This window comes from Kitasatospora sp. NPDC059973 (assembly GCF_042737525.1).
Lineage (GTDB): Bacteria > Actinomycetota > Actinomycetes > Streptomycetales > Streptomycetaceae > Kitasatospora.
Window position 1 is genome coordinate 1 of sequence record NZ_JBHWUI010000006.1, and the last position, 15,882, is coordinate 15,882.

At 74.7% G+C, this 15,882-nt stretch carries 14 protein-coding genes; 4 read left to right on the forward strand and 10 right to left on the reverse strand.

From position 1 onward, the window contains the following. Positions 1 to 94: 94 nt before the first annotated feature. The gene (locus ACFWA9_RS02900) at positions 95 to 2,185 is read left to right on the forward strand and encodes a primosomal protein N' (RefSeq protein WP_380382585.1); all 2,091 of its coding nucleotides are present in this window, start codon (positions 95 to 97) and stop codon (positions 2,183 to 2,185) included. Positions 2,186 to 2,353: 168 nt separating this feature from the next. On the opposite strand, the gene ACFWA9_RS02905 is transcribed toward ACFWA9_RS02900, so the two are convergent. After that, on the reverse strand, positions 2,354 to 2,965 hold the full coding sequence (locus ACFWA9_RS02905) for a hypothetical protein (protein ID WP_329486766.1): 612 nt from the start codon (positions 2,963 to 2,965) through the stop codon (positions 2,354 to 2,356). A 427-nt stretch (positions 2,966 to 3,392) separates the two neighbouring features. On the opposite strand from ACFWA9_RS02905, the gene def reads away from it, so the two are divergent. From def to ACFWA9_RS02920, 3 genes are all read left to right on the forward strand, one after another. After that, entirely contained in the window at positions 3,393 to 3,938 is a 546-nt protein-coding gene (def, locus tag ACFWA9_RS02910; protein ID WP_352290778.1) for a peptide deformylase, read from the forward strand. 53 nt (positions 3,939 to 3,991) lie between these two features. After that, complete coding sequence (gene fmt / locus ACFWA9_RS02915; protein WP_329486764.1) at positions 3,992 to 4,939, forward strand: methionyl-tRNA formyltransferase; 948 nt, start codon at positions 3,992 to 3,994, stop codon at positions 4,937 to 4,939. A gap of 230 nt (positions 4,940 to 5,169) precedes the next feature. Further along, on the forward strand, positions 5,170 to 6,603 hold the full coding sequence (locus tag ACFWA9_RS02920; RefSeq protein WP_329486763.1) for a transcription antitermination factor NusB: 1,434 nt from the start codon (positions 5,170 to 5,172) through the stop codon (positions 6,601 to 6,603). A gap of 71 nt (positions 6,604 to 6,674) precedes the next feature. Here the strand turns inward: ACFWA9_RS02920 and ACFWA9_RS02925 are convergent, their stop codons facing one another. The 9 genes from ACFWA9_RS02925 to ACFWA9_RS02965 all read right to left on the reverse strand — a co-directional run bounded on the left by ACFWA9_RS02925 (position 6,675) and on the right by ACFWA9_RS02965 (position 15,740). Further along, a complete protein-coding gene (locus ACFWA9_RS02925; protein WP_380382588.1) occupies positions 6,675 to 7,139 on the reverse strand; it encodes a hypothetical protein in 465 nt (154 codons plus the stop codon). 147 nt (positions 7,140 to 7,286) lie between these two features. Continuing rightward, positions 7,287 to 7,760 carry a MarR family transcriptional regulator gene (locus tag ACFWA9_RS02930; RefSeq protein WP_329486761.1) on the reverse strand — a complete coding sequence of 158 codons (474 nt, stop codon included), beginning with the start codon at positions 7,758 to 7,760 and terminating at the stop codon, positions 7,287 to 7,289. A gap of 89 nt (positions 7,761 to 7,849) precedes the next feature. After that, a complete protein-coding gene (locus ACFWA9_RS02935) occupies positions 7,850 to 8,203 on the reverse strand; it encodes a DUF6204 family protein (RefSeq protein WP_329486760.1) in 354 nt (117 codons plus the stop codon). A gap of 100 nt (positions 8,204 to 8,303) precedes the next feature. Then, a complete protein-coding gene (locus ACFWA9_RS02940; RefSeq protein WP_352290859.1) occupies positions 8,304 to 9,566 on the reverse strand; it encodes an MFS transporter in 1,263 nt (420 codons plus the stop codon). Positions 9,567 to 9,568: 2 nt separating this feature from the next. Next, on the reverse strand, positions 9,569 to 10,216 hold the full coding sequence (locus ACFWA9_RS02945) for a GNAT family N-acetyltransferase (RefSeq protein WP_380382590.1): 648 nt from the start codon (positions 10,214 to 10,216) through the stop codon (positions 9,569 to 9,571). Next, positions 10,213 to 11,478, reverse strand: a complete 1,266-nt coding sequence (locus ACFWA9_RS02950; RefSeq protein ID WP_380382592.1) for a type III PLP-dependent enzyme — start codon at positions 11,476 to 11,478, stop codon at positions 10,213 to 10,215. The genes ACFWA9_RS02945 and ACFWA9_RS02950 overlap by 4 nt, the downstream gene beginning before the upstream one ends. A 21-nt stretch (positions 11,479 to 11,499) precedes the next feature. Beyond that, on the reverse strand, positions 11,500 to 12,813 hold the full coding sequence (locus ACFWA9_RS02955; RefSeq protein ID WP_380382715.1) for a DUF6271 family protein: 1,314 nt from the start codon (positions 12,811 to 12,813) through the stop codon (positions 11,500 to 11,502). Between the two features lie 14 nt (positions 12,814 to 12,827). Further along, positions 12,828 to 13,922 (reverse strand): phytanoyl-CoA dioxygenase family protein, encoded by a 1,095-nt coding sequence (locus ACFWA9_RS02960; protein ID WP_380382594.1) that lies wholly within the window; start codon positions 13,920 to 13,922, stop codon positions 12,828 to 12,830. Between the two features lie 882 nt (positions 13,923 to 14,804). Beyond that, the gene (locus tag ACFWA9_RS02965; protein ID WP_380382596.1) at positions 14,805 to 15,740 is read right to left on the reverse strand and encodes a helix-turn-helix transcriptional regulator; all 936 of its coding nucleotides are present in this window, start codon (positions 15,738 to 15,740) and stop codon (positions 14,805 to 14,807) included. Positions 15,741 to 15,882 lie beyond the last annotated feature (142 nt).

Sequence of the window (15,882 nt, forward strand, 5' to 3'; positions counted from 1 at the left end):
CGCCCCGACACGGGGGCGGCCGCCGCCTGCGGCGTTCCCCGGTCGGGGGCCGGTGCGGGCGTCATGTCGGTGTGACCTGGTAGTACTGGGAGCGATGAGCAGCACGCAGGGGAGTGACGAGGCCGGGGCGGCGCCGGAGCAGCTTGCCTTCATCCGGGAGACGGTCCGCCGGGCCAAGCCCCGGACGTGGCACGGCGCCAAGCGGGCCGAGCACCTGCCGGTGGCCCGGGTGGTGGTCGACAAGGGCGTCCTGACCATCGACAAGTTCTTCGACTACGAGGTGCCCGCCGCGATGGCGGACGACGCCCGGCCCGGCGTCCGGGTGCGGGTGCGCTTCGGGGCGCGGGTGGTGAAGGGCCAGCGCGAGGGCGGGGAGCTGCACGACGGGTTCATCGTCGAGCGGCTGGAGAAGAGCGACTTCCCCGGTCCGCTGGCGCCGCTCGCCCAGGTGCTCTCGCCCGAACCGGTCCTCACCCCGCAGCTGCTCCGGCTCTGCCGCACCGTCGCCGACCGGTACGCCGGCACCCTGGCGGACGTCCTCCAGCTGGCCGTACCGCCCCGGCACGCCAAGGCCGAGGCCGAGCCCTCGCCGCCGCCCGGCCCGCTGCCCGGGGCACCGCAGCCCGGCGGCTGGTCCCGCTACCCCGCGGGGCCCGACTTCCTCGCCGCGCTGGCCGCCGGCGGCCAGCCGCGCGCGGTCTGGACGGCGCTGCCCGGTCCCGGCTGGCCCTACGAGATCGCCCGGGCGGTCGCCGCCACGCTGGCGAGCGGGCGGGGCGCGCTGGTCGTGCTGCCGGAGGGCCGGTCGGTGGCGCGGGTCGACCAGGCGCTGACCGAGCTGCTGGGCGACGGCATGCACGCGACCCTGGCGGCCGACCTCGGCCCCCGCGAGCGCTACCGGCGCTGGCTCACGGTGAGCCGCGGCTCGGTGCGCGCCGCCATCGGCACCCGCGCCGCCATGTTCGCGCCGGTGCACGACCTCGGGCTGGTGGTCGTCTGGTCGGACGGCGACAGCAGCCACAGCGATCCGCGCAGCCCGCACCCGCACGTGCGGGAGGTCGCGCTGCTGCGCGCGGCGGAGGAGGGCGCCGGCGTCCTGCTCGGCGGGCACGCCGTCACGGTCGAGGGCGCGCAGCTGGTCAGCACCGGCTGGGCCCGGCCGCTGGTGGCCGACCGGGAGACCGTCCGGCAGGTGGCGCCGAGGGTCCGTACCGTCACCGACCAGGACCAGCACCGGGACGCCGCCGCCCAGGCCGCCCGGCTGCCCTCGGTGGCCTGGGAGGTGGCCCGGGAGGCCCTGGCGAGCGGCGGCCCCGTGCTCATCCAGGTGCCGCGCCGCGGCTACGTGCCCCGGCTGTCCTGCGGGAACTGCCGCACGCCCGCGCGCTGCCGCCGCTGCGAGGGCCCGCTGGAGGCCTCGGCCGCCGACGCGCCGCTGCACTGCGGGTGGTGCGGGGAGGGCGCGGCCGACTGGCACTGCCAGGAGTGCGGCTCGTTCCGGCTGCGGGCCCAGGTGATCGGCGCCCGGCGCACGGCGGAGGAGCTGGGCAAGGCGTTCCCGCGCATCCCGGTCCGGACCTCCGGGCGGGACGCGGTGCTGGCGACCGTCCCGGCCGAGCCCGCCCTGGTGATCTCCACCCCGGGCGCCGAGCCGGTGGTGGAGGGCGGCAGCGGCTACGCGGCCGCCCTGCTGCTGGACGGCTGGGCGCTGCTCGGCCGCCCGGACCTGCGGGCCGGCGAGGAGACGCTGCGGCTCTGGCTGACCGCCGCCGCGCTGGTGAAGCCGTCGACGGAGGGCGGCGCGGTGGTCGTGGTGGCCGAGCCGACCGCGCGGCCGGTGCAGGCGCTGGTCCGCTGGGACCCGCTCGGCCACGCCGGGATGGAGCTGGAGGAGCGGGCGCAGCTGCACTTCCCCCCGGTGTCGCGGATGGCCTCGGTCAGTGGCAGCCCGGCGGCGGTGGCGGATCTGCTCGGGCTGATCCGGCTGCCCTCCGAGGCGGATGTGCTGGGGCCGGTGCCGGCGCCCGCGCTGCGGGGGGAGGAGCAGGAGCGGGCGCTGTTGCGGGTGCCGCCCGGGCAGGGCGCGGCGCTGGCGACGGCGCTGAAGGCGGCGCAGATCGCGCGGATCGCGCTGCGGACGCCGGAGGCGGTGAAGGTGCGGATCGATCCGACGGACATCGGGTGAGGTCCGGGGGCGGTCGGGTGGTCCGGACGGTGTCGGCCGGGTCTCGGGTGGCTTCGGCGGGTGTGGGCCGGGTGTGGGCCGGGTGGTTCAGGTGGTTTCTCGGCGTCGGCCGGGCGGGGCCCGTGCGGTTCGGCGTGATCGGCCGGACCGCACGGGCTGCCGTCGGGCTCAGCCGCGCAGCGGGATGCCGGGGCGGTCCAGGGCGCCCCGGTCGTGGGTAGGGCGGTCGTGCGCCGCCGCGCGCTCCAGTACGGCCCGGTCGAGGGCGCTGCGGTCCAGGCCGCCCTGGCGGGCCGCCGGGACGGTCGCGGCCAGTCCGGTCGGGGCGGGAGCGGCGGCCGGCAGCTCCTCGGAGCGGTCCGGCCGGGTCGGACCCGGCACCCCCGGGACGCCGCCGGCCGGCACCCCGCCGGCCGCCAGCAGCTCGCTGGTCGGCCGGCGCATCCCGTAACGCCGGTGCACCGCCTGCTTGGTGACCCCGAGGGCCGAGCCCACCGAGTCCCAGGAGAAACCCAGCGCGCGGTCGAACTCGACCGCCGCCGCGACCAGCGTCTCCACGCTCTCGCGCAGCTCCTGCGCCAGCCGCACCGTCGGCGCGGGCGCCCGCCCGTACACCACGAACCCGGCCGACGTACTGGGGCGGCGCGGACGGTAGACGTTGCCCAGCTGGGCGGTGAGCGTCCGCAGCGCGTCGACCTGCCGCCGGACCCGCTCGATGTCCCGCACCAGCAGGTGCAGGCTCGCCCGCGCCCGGGCGTCGTGATTGATCTGCTCGGCCATGGCCTACGTGCCACCTTCCGTACGGTTCAGCTCGGCCGGAACGTGATGTCCCGCGCGTTCCGGCCCCGGTCAATCTCACTTGACCAACGCCGGACCGCCCGCCGGGGTCACGCAGCCGGGCCGACTCGGGATATGCCAGAACACGGTGCCGGGAGCCGAAGGCCTGCGCGGGAGCGGTGCGGAGGGGCGGGCGGTGCCGCGATCCGATTGCATAGACTTGGCCGGTGGTCGGCCCGTCGGGCGGTCGTGGGCGGGTCGGTGACCGGTCCGTGGTCCGGACTCCCGGGGGCCCGTCCGTGGCACGCCGAACGCCCGAAACCCGAACGCCGAAGTACCGCACCTCCCGCACCTCCCGCACCTCCCGCACCTCCCGCACTCCTCAACTCCCGCACTCCTCAACTCCCCGACGGACAGGAGCCCGTACGCCGTGGCGATCCAGCCGATCCGCATCTTCGGTGACCCCGTCCTGCGGGCCACCGCCCAGCCGGTGACCACCTTCGACAAGGAACTGCGCAACCTGGTCCGGGATCTCACCGAGACCATGCTCGACGCCCCCGGTGCCGGTCTGGCGGCTCCCCAACTCGGCGTCTCCCTGCGGGTGTTCACCTACCACGTGGACGGCGTCACCGGGCACCTGATCAACCCCGACCTGTCGCTGACCGAGGAGGAGCAGGACGGCCCCGAGGGCTGCCTCTCGCTGCCCGGCCTGCGCTACGACACCAGGCGCGCGTACGGCGTGGTCGCCAAGGGCTTCACCATGTACGGCGATCCGGTCACGGTCGAGGGCACCGAGCTGCTCGCCCGCTGCATCCAGCACGAGACCGACCACCTCGACGGCATCATCTTCATCGACCGCCTCGACCGTGAGCGGCGCAAGGAAGCGCTGAAGGCGATCCGCGAAGCGGACTGGGGCGAGGGCCCCGCGCCCGTCGTCCGGGTCTCCCCGCACAGCACCTTCGGCTCCGCGCGCTGACCACCACCCCGGTCGCCGCTCCTACGGAATTCCCGCTACCAGAAAGGCCCTTGATGCGCCTCGTGTTCGCCGGCACCCCCGAGGTCGCCGTTCCCGCCCTGGACGCCCTGCTCGCCTCCGACCGGCACGAGGTCGTCGCGGTGGTCACCCGCCCCGACGCCCCCGCCGGACGCGGGCGCAAGCTGGTCGCCAGCCCCGTAGCCCAGCGCGCCGAGGAGGCCGGGATCGAGGTCCTCAAGCCGGTGAAGCCCAGCGACCCGGAGTTCATCGCCCGCCTCACCGAACTCGCCCCCGACTGCTGCCCGGTGGTCGCGTACGGCGCGCTGCTGCGCCCCGGCGCGCTGGAGATCCCCAAGCACGGCTGGGTCAACCTGCACTTCTCGCTGCTCCCGGCCTGGCGCGGCGCCGCCCCCGTGCAGCACGCGGTGCTGGCCGGCGACGAGGTCACCGGCGCGTCCACCTTCCTGATCGAGCAGGGCCTGGACTCCGGTCCGGTCTACGGCGTCATCACCGAGGAGATCCGCCCGGCCGACACCAGCGGCGAGCTGCTCGACCGGCTCGCGCACTCCGGCGCCCGGCTGCTCGCCGCCACCATGGACGGGATCGCCGACGGCTCGCTGCACGCCGTCCCGCAGCCCGCCGAGGGCATCACGCTCGCGCCGAAGCTCACCGTCGAGGACGCCCGGATCGACTGGGCCCACCCCGCCCTGCGGATCGACCGCGTGGTCCGCGGCTGCGCCCCAGCCCCCGGCGCCTGGACGCTGTTCCGCGGTGAGCGGCTCAAGGTCTCCGGCCCGGTGAAGCTGCTGGCGGACGCCTCCGCGCTCGCCCCCGGGGAGCTGGCCGTCGGCAAGAACAGCATCCGGGTCGGCACCGGCAGCCACGAGATCGAGCTGGGCGAGGTGCAGCCGCAGGGCAAGAAGCCGATGCGCGCGGCCGACTGGGCCCGGGGGGCGCGGATCGAGTCCGGCGAGCGCTTCGAGGACGCCGCGCGCCCGTAGGACGGCGCTTCCGCCGGACGGCGCTTTCGCGCCGGATGCCGTGCCGCCGGTCCCGCCTCGCCCGGGCGGGGCCGCCGGGCCCGGCGCGGGAGCGGTGCGGCGCCGGTCCGGGGTCCGGCACGGGCCGGGGCCGGGGTGTACCTTCGGACGAGTCTCCCCGGGCGACGAGTCTCCCCGGACCATGGGGAATACTGTTCGTTCGATAACCACCGCAGCACTTTGAGGCACCTTTGAGCACTCCCAGCGCCGGCCGCGCGCCCCGTCCGCACCGTCGTCCCAAGAAGGACCCGGCGCGCATCGTCGCGTTCCGCGCCCTGCGGGCCGTCGACGAGCGCGACGCCTACGCCAACCTGATCCTGCCGTCCCTCCTGCGCGAAGCCGAGCAGAAGGGCATGGACCGGCGCGACGCCGCCCTCGCCACCGAGCTGGTCTACGGCACGCTGCGCCTCCAGGGCACCTACGACGCCGTCATCGCCGCCTGCATCGACCGGCCGCTCAGCAAGGTCGATCCGCCGGTCCTGGACGTCCTGTCGCTCGGCGCCCACCAGCTGCTCACCACCCGCATCCCCAGCCACGCCGCCGTCTCGGCGACCGTCGAGCTGGCCCGGGTGGTCCTCGGCGACGGCAAGGCCAAGTTCGTCAACGCCGTCCTGCGCCGGATCAGCGCCCACGACCTGGACGCCTGGATCGCCAAGGTCGCCCCGCCGTACGAGAAGGACGCCGAGGACCACCTCGCCGTCGTCCACTCGCACCCCCGCTGGGTGGTCGCCGCCCTCTGGGACTCGCTCGGCCGCTGGCAGCCCGACGCCTCCGACCGCACCGCGATCGAGGAGCTGCTGCGCGCCGACAACGAGCGCCCCGAGGTCACCCTGGTCGCCCGCCCCGGCCGGATCGCCGTCGCCGACCTCGCCGAGGCGCTGCCCGAGGCCGAGCCCGGCCGCTGGTCCCCGTTCGCGCTCCGGCTCGCCGAGGGCGGCGACCCGGGCGCGCTCCCGGCCGTCCAGGAGAACCGTGCCGGCGTCCAGGACGAGGGCAGCCAGCTGGTCGCGCTCGCCCTGGCCGCCGCGCCGCTCGACGGCCCGGACCGGGTCTGGCTGGACGGCTGCGCCGGCCCCGGCGGCAAGGCCGCTATGCTCGCCGCCCTGGCCGCGCAGCGCGGCGCCGCCCTGGTGGCCAGTGAGAAGCAGCCGCACCGGGCCCGGCTGGTGGCCCGCACGCTGGAGGGCAACCCCGGCCCGTACACCGTGATCGCCGCCGACGGCACCCGCCCCGCGTGGCGCGCCGACAGCTTCGACCGGGTGCTCGTGGACGTCCCCTGCTCCGGCCTCGGCGCGCTGCGCCGCCGCCCCGAGGCGCGCTGGCGCCGCCGGCCGGCGGACGTCGCCGCCTTCGGCCCGCTCCAGCGCGACCTGCTGCGCGGCGCCATCGACGCCACCCGGATCGGCGGCGTCGTCGGCTACGCGACCTGCTCGCCGCACCTCGCCGAGACCCGGGCCGTGGTGAACGACGTGCTGCGGGAGCAGGGTGGCCGGGTCGAGTGGATCGACGCCCGCCCGCTGCTGCCCGGCGTGCCGTCGCTGGGCGAGGGCCCGGACGTCCAGCTCTGGCCGCACCTGCACGGCACCGACGCGATGTACCTGGCGCTGCTGCGCCGGACGGCGTAGCCGGGAGGCGGGGCAAGGAGGGCCGGTCGCGGGTGCGGCCGGCCCTCCGGCGTCTGCCGGGGGCCGGTTCGTCAGGGCGTCGCGAGTGCGGCGAGGAGTGCGGCGGCCTGGTGGCGGAGCCGGTCGAGCGGGAGGTCGTCGCAGTACAGGTCCGCACCGGGGACGCTGAAGGAGCCGAACCGGTGCACCGCTTGGTAGGCGAGGTACGGGCGGTGGCCGGCGCGGAGGTCCAGGCCGCACGCGAGGGTGGCGAAGTGGCCCTGGTCGCCCTCGCTGTCGGGGGCGGCGAGGTACCACTCGGCCTCGAACGGCTCGGGGCCGGACGGCAGCTCCACGAGGGCTCGGGCCAGCGCGCGGACGTCGTCGGCCGTGTCGAACAGCAGCGACTCGGACACGTACGGGGAGGCCGCGAGCAACTCCCACCCGGCAGGGGTGCGGTGGACGGCGAGCGTGGAGGTGCCCTCGGCGGACGTCCAGTGGCAGAGCAGTGGCGGGTCGGTCAGGTCCATCCGGTCCGTCCGGTCTACTCGGTCCATCGGGGGCCTCCGGGGCGGGGCGGTGCGGCGTGGGTGAGGACGGCGGTGCCGTGGGCGCCGGGTGCGCCGGTCAGGAAGGGGCCCGACTGGGTCAGCAGGTCAGCGTTCCCGGTGCCCAACAGATGGGACGACCCGGTCATGATCCGCTCAGGCGGACGGCGGCGGGTCGGTGGTCAGGGGGCGGTCGGTGAGGCCGGTGCCGCCGAGGCGGGTGGTCAGGCCGGCGAACAGGGCGATGTCGTCCGGGCTCCAGGAGGGTGCGGCGAACAGCTCGTCGGCGACGCGTTCGGCGGTGGCGCGGATGTCCCGGAGCAGGGTGCGGCCGGTGTCGGTGAGCGCCGCGTAGGCGACCCGGGCGTCCCGGGCGTCCGGCTCGCGGGTCACCAGGCCGATGCGCTCCAGCGGGGCGAGCCCCCGGGTGACGCCGGAGGCGGTGAGGCCGAGCGCCTCGGCGAGGTCCACCCGGCGCATCCGGCCGCCGGGCGCCTGGCCCAGCCGGAGCAGCAGGGTGAAATCGGCCAGGCTGACCCCGTGCAGGCCGCTCAGGCTCGCGTCGAACCGCCGTACCAGGGCCGCCTGGGCCCGGACCAGGCGCAGGGCCGCGTCCAATGTGGAACTCATTGCCACCTCCTTGACTGCTCAAGTATAGCTGCGGATTGAGCCGTCGAGGAGGTGGCGGAGCGGGGGGTGCGGGACCGTGCGGGGTGGGATCAGGCGGTGCGGGCGGCTCGGCGCTGGCGCTTGCCGACGGCCGCCTGGGAGAGGTCCTCGGCCTGCGACCGGAGGTTCTTGTAGCCGTAGCCGTGTTCGTCGAGCCAGGACTTCGCCGCCCCCTCGGCCCGGTCGGCGGCCTCCAGGATGTCCTCCTCCGCCTCGCCCGAGTCCAGGAAGCGGAAGGTGAAGGCGGGGCGCGAGGCGAGGTCGTAGCTGAGGTGCCCCTCGGGCGTGAACGACGCGTACAGCACGTCGTGTTCGGCCGCGCGGGCGAGGAGTTCGGCGTGCTGGTCGGCGTCGAGGCCGTCGAAGGAGCCGCGGACGGTGACGCGGAAGGTGCGAGTGGTCATCCCTCGACCCTAGCCATCGGGGCCGGTCCGGTTCCACCGCGTTTCGCCGGTGATCGGGCCCGGGGCACCGGGTGGGACCCCCACCCGGTGCCCGCGGGGCTCAGGCCTCGCGCAGGGCGGCCTCGGCCGGCGCGGTGCCGTCGGGGCCGGCGGGGGCCGGCGCGGCGGGCTCCGCGTCGTCGGCGCCGCCCAGCGCGGGCCAGCGGATCTGCGTCGCGCAGAGCGAGACGACGGCGGCGGACGCGGCCACCGCGGCCATGCCCCACACCAGGCTGCTGCCGTTGGCGATGAAGCCGATCACCGCCGGCCCCGCGAGCAGGCCCGTCGTCCCGGTGGCGGCGACCAGCGCCAGCGCGTCCGAGCCCTGCCGGGCGGCGGCCACGTAGATGCACGGGGTCACGGCCGCGACGCCCAGCCCCACGCAGGCGAATCCGAGCAGCGTCGGCACCACGCCGCCGGCCAGCAGCGCGAGCGCCAGGCCGCCGCCCGCCAGCAGGCTGCCGAAGCGGACGATCCGCCCGTCGCCGAAGCGGGTGCGCCAGCCGTCGGCGAAGATCCGGGCCGCCACCATCATGACCGAGACGACGGCGATGCCCAGCGGGGCCAGCTGGGGCGCCGCGTTGACGACGTCCTTCAGGTAGAGGGCCGACCAGTCGTTCATGGCGCCCTCGGTGATGGTGCCGAACACCATCGCCAGGCCCATCCAGATCGTCACCCGCGAGGGCAGCGTCAGCCCGCGCCGCTTCTTCGGCGCCTGCGGCTCGGCGGCCTCCGGCGCTTCCGCGGCCGCCTTCTGGTCATCCGTCAGCATGCCCGTCTGGGCGAGCCCGAGGAGCAGCAGGAGGACGACGGCGGCGAGGCCGAAGTGCACGGACAGGGTGGTGGTGAAGGCGTTGACGCCGGAGGCGAGCAGGGCGGCGAGCAGCGAGCCGGCGCTGAAGGTGGCATGCAGCCTGGACATCGCCGTCCGCCGGTACGTGACCTCCAGGGCGGCGCCCTGCGCGTTCATCGCGACGTTCAGGCAGCCGACCGCGATGCCGTCGAAGCAGGCCACCACCAGGGTCACCGGGTAGTTGGGCGCCACGGTGAGCCCGAGCAGCACCAGGCCCAGGGCGAGCGCCGACAGGGTGGCGAGCAGCCGTGAACCGAGCCGCTTCATCAGCGCCGCGACCAGCGGGAAGGACACCGCCGCGCCCACCCCGCAGACCATCAGCAGCAGGCCGAGTTCGGCCTCGCTCAGGTCCAGCCGGCTCTTCAGCGCGGGCAGGCGGGAGACCCACGTCGCGTACTGGAAGCCGAGGAAGCAGAACAGGGCCGCGATGGCCAGTTGGGCTCGGCGGTAGTCGTCGCGCAGGCGGAGCATGTTCATCGAACCACTTCGTCTTTCAGGGGCGACCCGGGGAACGGGCCGTGGGGGTGCCGCGGCGCCCCGGAGCCGGCTGCGGCGAGCAGGTCCGTGGGGGTGGGAGCCGCCGGGAGGGGAGGCGCGGCGGGGGGAGCCGTGCGCAGGGACATCGACATGTAGACCGCCTGGGGGCCGTAGCTCGCCGGGAGTTCGACCTCCGGCTCGGCACGGTAGCCCAGCGGGGCCCAGAGGACCTCGCTGCCCCGGACGGCCACCAGCGAGATGGTCTCGAACCGCCGCAGCCGGGCCGTTCGCGCGAGGTGGCCGAGCACCAGGGGCGCGAGCCCCCGGCCGCGCAGCTCCTCGGCGATCACCAGGTCGTGCGCGTGCATGTTGGTGGACCGGACGCCCGCGGCCTCCGGCCGGCTCAGGTCCGGGCACGCGTGGAGCGGGTAGGGCAGGGCGAGCAGGTAGCCGCCGAGGCGCCCCCGGTGCTCCACCGCGAAGCAGGTGGTGGGCGAGGCCCGGCCCCGAGACTCCAGCGCCGCCCGCCCCTCGGACAGACCGCTCGCGCTGTAGGCGCGGGCCTCCAGTGCCACGACCTCGTCCCAGTCGTCGGCGGCCAGCAGTCGGACGCGGACGCCCTCGGCGATCTCGTCGGCCATCATGCGGGACCTCCTTCGGAGACGGGAACGTGGGTGAGAACGGGGGCAGGGGCAGGGGCAGGGGCGGGGCGGCCGGTGCGGTCGGTCCGGCGGACGCAGGTGTACGGGAGCGGCTCGAACCCGTTGAAGCCCTGGGTCGTGTACGCCGTGGCGTAGGCGCCGCAGGAGAAGATCCAGACCGGATCCCCGGAGGCGGCGGCCGCCGGTACCGCGACGAGGCCGTCGTCGTCGGTGTACGCGTCGTCGCTGTCGCAGGTCGGGCCCGCGACGACGGCCGGAAGGTAGCCGCCCTCGGTGGCGGAGTCCCGCGGGTGGGTGGGGAACTCCATCCGGTACTGCAGTTCGTCCATCTCGTACAGGCCGTTGAACTTGCCGCAGCCCAGGTAGAGCCAGTGCTGCCGCTCGCCGTCGAGCTGCTGCCGGGAGGTCAGCCGGGCGACCTGGGTCCGGATGGCGCCGTGGTCCGCGACCAGGTGGCGCCCCGGCTCCAGGAGGAAGTCCAGCGGTGCCGCCGACACCTCCCGGAGTCGCTGCATGCCCTCCCGGAGTACGGCGAACATCTTGTCCACCGGCGGGTCGAGCGGCCTGCCCCGCTTGTCGAGGACGCCGAGGGCGGGCAGGCCGCCGCCGAGGTTGACGTGGTCCAGCAGGATGCCCCGCCGGTCCAGCTCCTCGACCACGGCGGTGAGCGAGTCCAGCGCGCTCTGCCAGGCGTCGGAGGTCATCTGCTGCGACCCGACGTGGACGGAGAGCCCCGACGGGGTCAGCCCCGCCGCGCGCGCCGCCTCCAGGACCAGGACGGCGTCCGCCGGTGAGCAGCCGAACTTCCGGCTCAGGCCCCAGAGCGCGCCGTCCCCGGTGGTGGCGACCCGGCAGAACACCCGGGCACCCGGGGCGTGGACGGCGAGCGCCGCGACGTCCTCCAGGCTGTCCGTCGCGAAGTCCCGGACGCCGAGCCGGTACGCCTCGGCGATGTTGCGGTCGGACTTGATGGTGTTGCCGTAGTGGATCCGCTCGACCGGGACGCCGGTGCGCAGGGCCTGGGCGATCTCCTGCGGGCCGGCCGCGTCGAAGCCGGCGCCCAGCTCCGCCAGGTGGGCGAGGACCTCGTCCACCGGGCACGCCTTCATGGCGAAGCGGACGGCGATGCCCGGCAGTTCGCGCAGCAGCGCCGTGTACTGGCCCTCGATCCCGTCCAGGTCGTAGTAGATCCGGTCGTCGGTCGCGGCCGCCAGGGCGGCGCGCAGAAGTGTGTTCTCAGACATCGTCGATAGCTCCAGGCCCGGTCAGCGGGCCAGCTGCTCGGGGCCGGTGGCCTTGCACGCCCGCACCAGCGGACCCCACGCCCCGATCAGCAGTGCGAAGTCCTCGGTGTCCGCCTGTGCCTCGTCGAGCAGGCGGTCCCGCAGGGTGAGCAGATGGTCGGCGAACTCGGCGTACTTGCCGCCGAGTCGGCGGTAGGCGCCGTCCAGGACGGACAGCCGGCGGACGTTCTCCGCCCGGTCCGTCCCGATGCTGCGCCGGACGGAGTCGGCGATCACGGCGACCCGTACGCGGTGCTCGTCGTCGAGCAGCGCACCGCCCGCCGCCTCCATGTCGAAGTACACCGGGTAGAGGTAGAGCATCGACAGCAGGAACTTGGTGAACCGCAGCTGGTAGGCGGTGAACCCGGCGCCCGTGCGGCGCTCGGGGGTGTAGTAGTTCACGATGTGCCGGTTGTGCACCACGCCGGGCAGGGTGGCGTCGCGCACCACGTGCAGGAGGAAGTAGTCGCTGCCGATGGTGTCGGTCGCGGACGGCAGCGGCAGGCGCTCGTACACCGCGTGGTCGAAGCCGATGTTGCACATGTCGACCCGCCAGATGTCCGGGAGGTCCAGGACGGCGCGGTCCTCGGTGAACGGGTCGGTGCCGCCTCCGACGAAGGAGTCGTCGACGAGCTCCCGCTTCTCCTGCTCCGACGCCCCGGCCGGCGCCCAGAGCGCGACGACCTCGTCGTAGACGGCCGGGTCCAGCTCGCGGATCTCGCCGATGTCGACGGAGAGTTCACCGACGAAGGAGCCGCCGACCATCGCCACCGGCTTCTCGGCGTGCGCCGGGTCGAGGGCGTTCTCGGTGACGCCGGCCGCCGCGTCGGCCGCCCGCTTCCCGAGGGACAGCAGCTCGTGGTGGATCGGGAAGACCGGCTTCCCGTCCAGGACCTGGTAGTGGCTGTCGGAGTCCCGGCGGTGGACGGAGCGGCAGCCGAGGGCGGCGGCGATCAGGAACGCCCGGTTGGTGCAGGCGCCGTAGGAGACGGCGTCCGGCAGCATCAGGTCGAGCACCCGGGCCGGCTCGGCGACCGCGGCGGCGTCGATCACCCGCCGCAGGAACGTCCGCTGCCGGGCTTCGTCGAGGTGGTGCACGACCACGCCCGCCGCCCCGGGCAGCGCTTCCACGGCCTTGGCGTGGACGGCGAACGTCGGCTCGTCGGAGGAGTCCAGCACCAGCAGGTGCACCTCGACGCCGAACCGAGCGGCGGCGTAGGCGGCTTCCTCGCCGATGGACGCGATGGTGTCGGCGCAGGCCCGGTTGGTGGGGAGGGCCAGGCAGATCCTGTCCACGCCGGCGGCCCGGTTCACGCGTCGCCGTCCGGGGTGCCGCGTCGGGCGGTGTTCGGCTCAATGTTCGGTTCGGCCCCCGGTTCGGTGCGCTGCCCGGCGTGCCAGGACTCCAGGCCCAGCAGTTTGGCGCCGAGGTCGCTCAGCCCGGCCTTGCCGTAGCGCAGCGACTCGTGCTTCCGCGGGTCGCCCACCAGCGTCTTGTTCCACGTCGGGGTGGAGAGGTCGCGCCAGGAGGCGATCCGCGAGGCCTTGAGCTCCTCGTGCTCCTCCAGGGCCGGCATCATCGAGAGGTACTGGACCGCCCGGACGCCCTGCTCCGAGGTGTTGCGCGCCACGCCGTGGGCGAGCAGGCCGTTCCAGATCAGCAGGTCGCCGGCCTTCAACTCGGGGCGCACGACCGGGAACTCCGTACGGTCGACGGCGGGCCGGATCGGGTCGCGGTCGGCCGGCTGAGCGGCCTGCCACTGGTTGAACCGCCGGAACAGCTCGGGGTTGCACTGGAAGCCGCCGTGGTCCGGCCGGGTGTCGTTGAGCGCGATGATCCCCTGGACACGCTGCGGCAGGATGCCGAGCGTGGTGTCGACGTCCCAGTGCAGCTCGATGTCGAAGCCCTTGTCCGTCGCCTCGATCAGCGCGCGGTCACGGTTGCCGACGTTCGGCGGGTTGAGGTTGAGCCGGTCCAGCGTCACCCAGAGCTCTTCGCAGTCCCAGACGTCGACGAACGCGTCGTAGACCCGCTGCGCCTGGCGGCTGTCCCAGATCAGCTGGTGCTGGTAGGCCTCGACGAAGCCGTAGATGTGCAGGTGCTGGGCCAGTTCGTCGGCGAACTCCCGCTCCTCGTACCAGGTCTCCGGCCGCTCCGGGTCCAGGCCCTGGAAGTCCCAGGCGAAGTCCAGCAGCCGCTTCGCCGCCTCGGCCGGGATCGCCTCCCGGACGACGACGTAGCCGTACGTCTGCCAGAACGAGTAGTCCTCCTCGGAGAGCACGCGCAGCGGCCGCGCCTTCTCGATGTCCTTCAGCGGTGTCCTGGCGAGGTAGGTCTCGCCGTCGTTGCTGAAGTACGGGGTGTCGGAGGCGGCCCGATACAGGTATCCGTCAGGCTTCGGCATGCAATCACTCCAGAGGTCGGGAAACTACTGCGGCCGGGACGCAGCGCCGGTTCACGGGGCGGCTCCTGTGCCCGTACGCTCCGCCGTTCCCGTTCCGCCGCGCGCACGGCGGCATCGCCGCAGGGCGGCGTCGGAGGACGGCCGACCGGCGGCAACGCGTGCTCGGGCGCGGACGGTTCGGGGCGCGGTGGCCACGAACGGCCGGCGGCGGACGGCTCCTGGGAGAGCGCGGCCGAGGGCGCCGGTCGGGTGAAGGGTGAAGGTGGCGGGGGAGAGGGCGGAGGGTGGTTGATCGGGGTGTCGGGCGACGGGGCTTCGGACAGCGGGGAGGTTGCGGGTCTCGCGGTTCCCGGCGGCGCTCAGCGCGCGTGCGGTTCCCGCGGGGGTGGCGGGCCCGGTCGGGTCCTCGGGGCTGTCGCATCCGGGGACGGACCGCCCGTTTCCCGCGGGGACGGGGCCGGGATTCCTTCCTCCTTCTTGTGTTCGAAGCCCCCGACGCGTCGTTGACGCCCTCGGTGGACATGCGGCGGCGTCGGCCAACTCGCGTGTCCGGCACGGGGCATCGCCGGGACTTCCCACCTCGTCAAACTTGCTTCCCCTACGGTGGACTAGACCAACTTGTGGTGTCAACCCTTCTTCGGAGGAGGCTCGCCGCCGCCTTCGGGATCCGTGGGAACGGGCGGTGACCAGGCCGGAGTTGCGGCGGAGGAACGGCCTGCGCGGCCGGTGGCGACCCCTGCCCGAAGGCGCCGGGCGGTTGCCCTTTCGGGCAACCGGGGCATGAGCGGCCGCCGGGTCGGCGTTGGTGACGGGGATGGCGACGGCGCTGGAGCCAGTGGCGGGCCGGGGTGGGGCCGGGCCGGGAGCCGGCCTGTCCGGTGCCTAGCGGGCGTGGTCCTCGCGCCGGGCGTGGTCCTCCGACGGGCGGCCCTGCGCCGTGCCGGTCGGTGGCGCCGGGTGGCCGGCCGGGGTCTGCTGCGCCGTCCAGGCCAGCAGCAGTCGCAGGGCGTCCTCGGACGGGCTGCCGGGCTCGGGCGCGTAGGTGATCAGCGCCTGGGCCGGGTCGTCGGCCGCCCGCAGGGTCTCGTAGGCCAATTCGAGCGTGCCGACCACCGGGTGGTGGAAGCGCTTGACCCCGGACGTCTTGTCGCGCACCGGGTGTTCGGCCCACCAGGTGCGGAACTCCCGGCTCTTCATCGCGAGTTCACCGATCAGCTCGCGCAGTCGCGGGTCGTCGGGCCGGCGGCCCGCCTCCATGCCCAGATGGGCCACGTTCCCCCGCGCGCACTCGTCCCAGTCCGCGTACAGGGAACGGGACTCGGGGTGCAGGAAGGTGATCCTGGCGAGGTTGCGCGCGGCGGGTTCCAGGGCCGCGAAGTCGCCGAACAGCGCGCTCGCCGCCCGGTTCCAGGCCAGCACGTCCATCCGCTGCCCCATCACCAGCGCGGGCAGCTCCGGGAGGGACCGCAGGAGGGTCCGCAGCATCGGCCGGACGCGCTGCGGCTCCTCCGCCGCCGGCGCGGCCCGCCGCGTGGCGGCGGCCGGGCGGGCGATCCGGTGCAGGTGCCGGGTCTCCTGCTCCTCCAGGCGCAGCGCCCGGGCCAGCGCGTCGAGCACCGCGGGCGAGGCGTTGCGGACCCGGCCCTGTTCCATCCGGGTGTAGTAGTCGACGCTGACCCCGGCGAGTTCGGCGATCTCCTCGCGGCGCAGACCGGCGACCCGCCGCCGGGCGCCCGCGCCGGGCAGGCCGACCTCCTGGGGCAGCAGCCGGGCGCGGCGGGAACGCAGGAAGACGCCGAGGGCGGTCGGGGAACTCATGTGCCGATTCTGGCCGACGCGCCGCCGTGGTGGGGTGCGGGCTCGTAAAGATGGCCAACGCGCAACACAGCAAGGGGGCGACGTGGGGGTAAGGGGAGAGGGAGGTGTTCATTAAAAAAAAAAAAAAAAAAAAAACAAAAAC

Coding starts and splice junctions, on each gene's coding strand:
- ACFWA9_RS02950 (WP_380382592.1), bottom strand. CDS start 11,478: ATGTCTGAGAACACACTTCTGCGCGCCGCCCTGGCGGCCGCGACCGAC.
- ACFWA9_RS02900 (WP_380382585.1), top strand. CDS start 95: ATGAGCAGCACGCAGGGGAGTGACGAGGCCGGGGCGGCGCCGGAGCAG.
- ACFWA9_RS02960 (WP_380382594.1), bottom strand. CDS start 13,922: ATGCCGAAGCCTGACGGATACCTGTATCGGGCCGCCTCCGACACCCCG.
- ACFWA9_RS02965 (WP_380382596.1), bottom strand. CDS start 15,740: ATGAGTTCCCCGACCGCCCTCGGCGTCTTCCTGCGTTCCCGCCGCGCC.
- ACFWA9_RS02930 (WP_329486761.1), bottom strand. CDS start 7,760: ATGAGTTCCACATTGGACGCGGCCCTGCGCCTGGTCCGGGCCCAGGCG.
- ACFWA9_RS02945 (WP_380382590.1), bottom strand. CDS start 10,216: ATGATGGCCGACGAGATCGCCGAGGGCGTCCGCGTCCGACTGCTGGCC.
- ACFWA9_RS02905 (WP_329486766.1), bottom strand. CDS start 2,965: ATGGCCGAGCAGATCAATCACGACGCCCGGGCGCGGGCGAGCCTGCAC.
- ACFWA9_RS02940 (WP_352290859.1), bottom strand. CDS start 9,566: ATGCTCCGCCTGCGCGACGACTACCGCCGAGCCCAACTGGCCATCGCG.
- ACFWA9_RS02925 (WP_380382588.1), bottom strand. CDS start 7,139: ATGGACCGAGTAGACCGGACGGACCGGATGGACCTGACCGACCCGCCA.
- ACFWA9_RS02935 (WP_329486760.1), bottom strand. CDS start 8,203: ATGACCACTCGCACCTTCCGCGTCACCGTCCGCGGCTCCTTCGACGGC.
- fmt (WP_329486764.1), top strand. CDS start 3,992: ATGCGCCTCGTGTTCGCCGGCACCCCCGAGGTCGCCGTTCCCGCCCTG.